The 4,667-nt window shown below is 73.6% G+C and carries 3 protein-coding genes; all 3 read left to right on the forward strand.

Translation table 11 applies throughout. From position 1 onward, the window contains the following. On the forward strand, positions 1 to 914 hold a 914-nt coding region (locus QM633_RS06830), incomplete at its 5' end, for an ABC transporter substrate-binding protein (RefSeq protein WP_415152986.1). Positions 915 to 959: 45 nt separating this feature from the next. Then, on the forward strand, positions 960 to 3,572 hold the full coding sequence (locus QM633_RS06835) for a hypothetical protein (protein WP_415152987.1): 2,613 nt from the start codon (positions 960 to 962) through the stop codon (positions 3,570 to 3,572). Beyond that, the gene (locus tag QM633_RS06840; RefSeq protein ID WP_415152988.1) at positions 3,569 to 4,618 is read left to right on the forward strand and encodes a hypothetical protein; all 1,050 of its coding nucleotides are present in this window, start codon (positions 3,569 to 3,571) and stop codon (positions 4,616 to 4,618) included. Before QM633_RS06835 ends, QM633_RS06840 begins: the two co-directional genes overlap by 4 nt. Positions 4,619 to 4,667 lie beyond the last annotated feature (49 nt).

The raw sequence follows: 4,667 nt of genomic DNA on the forward strand, positions 1-4,667 counted from the left end.
CGGCGTCCGGCGCCGCCGCGACGGCCGACCGGACGGTCACCGACGCCGAGGGCACCCGGGTGACGGTGCCGGCGAACCCCTCCCGTGTGGTCGTGCTCAGCGAGCCGACCCTGGACGGAGCCCTGGCCGTCGGCGTCACCCCGATCGGCACGGTCACCGGCCGCGGGCAGTCGACCGTCCCCCACTACCTGTTCGACCGGGCCGGCGAGATCCCGCTGCTCGGTGGCATCGGCCAGCCCAACTACGAGGCGATCGGCGCGGCCGACCCGGACCTGATCCTCGTCGACGGCACGAGCGTGAACAACAACCCCCCGGTGATCGAGGCGCTGCGCCAGATCGCGCCGGTTGTCGTCGCCGGCTATGCCGGAGGCGCCTGGCGGGACAACTTCCGGCAGGTGGCGAACGCCCTCAACAAGACGCAGGAGGGCGAGCAGGTGATCGCCGACTACGAGGCGAAGGTGGAGGCTGCCCGCCGAACCCTTGCCCCGCACGCGGGCGAGACCTTCTCGATCGTGCGCTGGCAGGGGACCGCCCCCTCCCTGATCCTGAAGGAACTCCCACCCGGCCAGGCGCTCGACGACCTCGGGCTGCAACGGCCGGCCGGCCAGGACGCCGAGGGCCGCGGCCACTCCGAGCCGGTCTCCCTGGAGAACCTCGCCCAGATCGACGCCGACTACCTCTTCTTCGGCACCCTCGGCGGCTCCAGCGTCGACAACCCGAACGCCGGCGGCACCGCCGACCTGGCCGGCGCCAGGACGGCACTGGCCGCCGCGGAGAAGGTGCCCGGCTTCCGCACCCTCCGGGCCTATACCGAGGACCACATCGTGCTCGTCGACGGCTCGGCGTGGACCTCCACCGGAGGGCCACTGCTGATGAACCGCCTCGTCGACGACGTCCTCGCCGCACTCGGCTGACGCACTGGGCCGAACCCGCACTTCCACCACAAGGGGATGACAACCATGCCGAACCCACACCTGCCGGCCCTGCGCCGGCTCAGCGGCGTCGTGCTCACTGCGATCCTGCTGGGCCTCACCGCGGTCGCCGCGCCGCACGCCGTGGCCGACGACAGCGCGGAGCCCACGCCGAGCGCCACCACGGCCGAGCGGACGGCCGAGCCGGACGGCAGCGCCGACGCCACCCCGGAGCCGACGGTGAGCAGGACACCCACCGCCTCCACGCCGGCCGACGCGTCGCCGACCCCGTCCGGGTCCGCCACCGCGACACCGTCGGCGTCCGCCGGCGCGGCGTCCTCCGCGTCCGCCGGCGCGGCGTCCTCCGCGTCCGCCAGGCCCCGGGGGAACCCGAAGGTCGCCGCCGCGTCGATCGCGCACGACGGCGTCGAGCGCACGACCACCGACGGCGCGTCCTCGTGGGTGCCGGCGACCTGGACCGACGGCGAGACACTGCGGATCAGTGGCGCCGGCTGGCTGAACGCCGCGGGTGACGCCGGGTCGGTGGTCGCCGTCAAGCTCGACGCGGGTGCGGTGTCCACCACCCGCGACGTGACCAACCCGGCCACCGGCTCGGTGGTCGCCAACAAGACCATCTGGGCGATCGTGCAGGCTGACGCCGGTGGCGAATGGGAGCTCGACCTGCCCTTCCCCACCCTCGCCAACGGCAACCGGGCGTGGGCGGCGGGCGAGAGCCACTCCCTCACCCTGCTCAGCGGATCGCTGCTGACCGGCGACCTGGTCCGTTCCGGCACGGCCCCGATCACGATCGCCGCCACGGCGACCTCCGACCCTGAGCCGACCGCCAGCGCCCCGACCGAGCCGGCCTGGGCGCACGAGACGGTGACCGCGACCGACACCACGCACGGGCGCACCGCGACCGCCTGGGTGGAGTCGCAGGTCTCGACCGCAGCCGGCAGCTCCATCCGGATCGTCGGCACCGGCTGGGTGAACCAGGCCGGCACCGGCGCCTCGACCGTGGCGATCAAGCTCACCTACGGTGACGGCCAGCAGTACGCGCGCTCCGGCTCGGACGTGGTGAGCCACCCCTCCGCCTCCGGCGACGACACGATCTGGGCCCTGCTCGCTCCCGCCAACCCGAGCGGCAACGCGCACGTCTTCACCCTCGCCGACGACGGCGATTTCTCGATCAGCATCGACACTCCCTCCGGCCTGGTCGCGGGGCAGTACCTCACCGTTCGCTTCCAGTCCGGACGCTTCGACTCCGCCGACACCGTGCGCAGCGTGGTCACCGATCCGCTGGTGGTCGGCGGCCTCGCCTGGACCGGCGGCGACGACGAGCAGCAGACCACCTGCGTGCCGACCAGCGCGCCGACCGTGACGGTGCAGAACCCGGCGCTCTCCGTCGGCGACACCCTCCACCTCACGGGCACCGGCTGGTGCCACCCCACCGACGGCGGCTCCGTGATCGCCGTCAAGCTCGACGAGGGCGCCTACAGCCGCCTGGATACCTCCGTCCACGCCAACCGCACGATCTGGGCGATCATCCACGCCGGCGACACCGACGGGACGTTCGACGTCCAGCTCACGCTCCCCGACGGCACCGCGTCCGGGGCGGACGGGTCCGCGCCCGTCTTCCCGACCGGCGCGCACACCCTGCGACTGCTCACCGGCTCCCTGAAGACCGGCGACACCTCGCGCACCCTTGAGTCGGCCACCTTCGTGGTGGGCGACTACGCTCCCAGCGAGGTGCCCGATCCGCCGGAGGCCACCGAGGACCTCACCACGGCCAGCCGCCGCGGGGTGGGCCTGAGCCTCGGCAGCAGCACGCTCACCGTCACCGTCCCCGGAGCGGCGGAGGGCGACTGGATCTACCTCAACGTCTTCCACGACGGCTCGCCGAGCTTCCCGTGGGGCGGCACCTGGTTCCGGGCGGACGCGAACGGCACCGTCACGGCGAGCCTGACCGGGGTCACGCTGCCCGAGGGCGCGAGCAAGCTGTCCGTGCAGTCGGGCAACAGCGGCGTCCTCGGCACCCTGCTCGGCTGGGCGCCGCTGACGATCGCCGTCACCGCGGACGACGACGCAACCACGACCAGCACGACCACCACGATCATTCGCTACGTCGGCACGACCACCGCGCCGACCAAGGTTCCGGCTGCTCCGGTCGAGCGGGCCAGTCAGTTGACCGGCCGCAGCGACGGCGGAGCCACCGCCACCCTGAAGGGCACGAAAGTCACCATGACCGTCCCGAAGGGCATGGCCGCCGAATGGGTCTACGTCTACGTCTACACCGGGGCGTCCGTGGCGAAGGCAGGCTGGGTGCAACTGGACCACGAGCGCCGCTTCACCGTCGACCTGTCCGCGGTGGGCGAAGGTCGCCACCGGGTGGTCGCCGTCGCGGCCGACGCCACCCTGCTGGGGTGGGTGGACACCGTGATCGGCGATCCCGAGCCGGACCAGACCACCGCACCGGCCCCCGGGGCCCCCGCGACGCCGGACCAGACCACCGCCCCCGTGCCCGAGGCCGCGGCGACGCCCCCGGCCCCGGGCGGATCCGCGGACGGCCTGCTGATCGGGCTCGCCGTCGCGGTCCTGCTCGGCGGCGGCCTGATCGGCTACCGGCTGGCGGTCCGCGCACCGAAGGGGGCGAAGGCATGACCAGCCGGTTGAGGTGGCGGCGACGGGCGGCCATCGCCCTCGCCGGTCTGGCCGGTCTGACCCTGGCCGTCCCGGCGGCCTCGGCCATCCCGGACGGCGGCGCCTCGCCCAACACCCCCGGCACCTGGTCGCGGGTGAGCCCCAGGAAGCTGGCCGGGAGCAGCGTCCTGCACTTCACCGTGGGTGGGTTCCCCGCAGGGGAGACGCTGTACATCAAGATCGACGACGGCAAGTCCTGCTCCGACACCTCCCACGGAGCCTGCGTCTACCACACCCAGAAGATTCCGTCCTCCGGCGTGGTGAACGGCGCCTTCACCCTTCCGGCCAGCCTGGGCAGGGGCACCCACTGGCTGCGTTTCCTCGCCTCCACCTGGGTGGACGCCGACGACCACAGCAAGGGCACGAAGGGGTTCACCAACGCCAGCCCGAGGTTCACGATCACGAAGGTTTCCACCTCGACCTCGGCCGGTCGAGGCGAGACCGTCACGGTCACCGAGGGGGAGACGAAGACGTCCTCCGGCGAGATCGCGAAAGCCAAGGCGGGAACCGCAGCGAAGGAGCCGTCGAAGACGCCCCGGTCGCCCGTGGACGACGGAGCCGACCTGAAGGAGTCCGCGGCCGGCCACGTGCGCGCCACCCCCGGCGACGGACAGGTCGTCCTCGACGTCGGCACCGACCGGGCGAGCGAATGGGCCTACGTCTTCGCCTACTCCAGTCCGGCCGGGCTGGGCTGGCAGCAGGTCTCGGTCGACGGGACCGTCACGGTCCCGACCTCCGGTCTCGCAGCGGGAGAACACCGGTTCGCCGTGCTGGACGTCGACAGCACGCTCGTCGGCTGGGCGCAGGCGGAGGTCGGTGCGGCCACGGCGAGCCCGTCCCCCTCGCCGACACCGTCGGCGACCGCGGCCCCGACCAGCGCGCCGACCCCGGCGCAGGCCTCGGACGCGCCATCGGCGGGGGTGGTCGTTCTCGTCGCCGCCGTCCTGGCGGCGATCGCCGCCATCGGCGGGGGACTGTGGCGCCGCAGTCGGGCCCGCACGGAGTGAGCGCGGCAGCCACGGCAGCCCCCGCCGCCACGGCCGGACCGCCCGGCAC

Source organism: Propionicimonas sp. (genome assembly GCF_047606205.1).
Classification (GTDB): domain Bacteria; phylum Actinomycetota; class Actinomycetes; order Propionibacteriales; family Propionibacteriaceae; genus Propionicimonas.

Bases quoted from the DNA above. Each gene is read 5' to 3' on its own strand.
- QM633_RS06840 (WP_415152988.1), top strand. From the start codon at position 3,569: ATGACCAGCCGGTTGAGGTGGCGGCGACGGGCGGCCATCGCCCTCGCC.
- QM633_RS06835 (WP_415152987.1), top strand. From the start codon at position 960: ATGCCGAACCCACACCTGCCGGCCCTGCGCCGGCTCAGCGGCGTCGTG.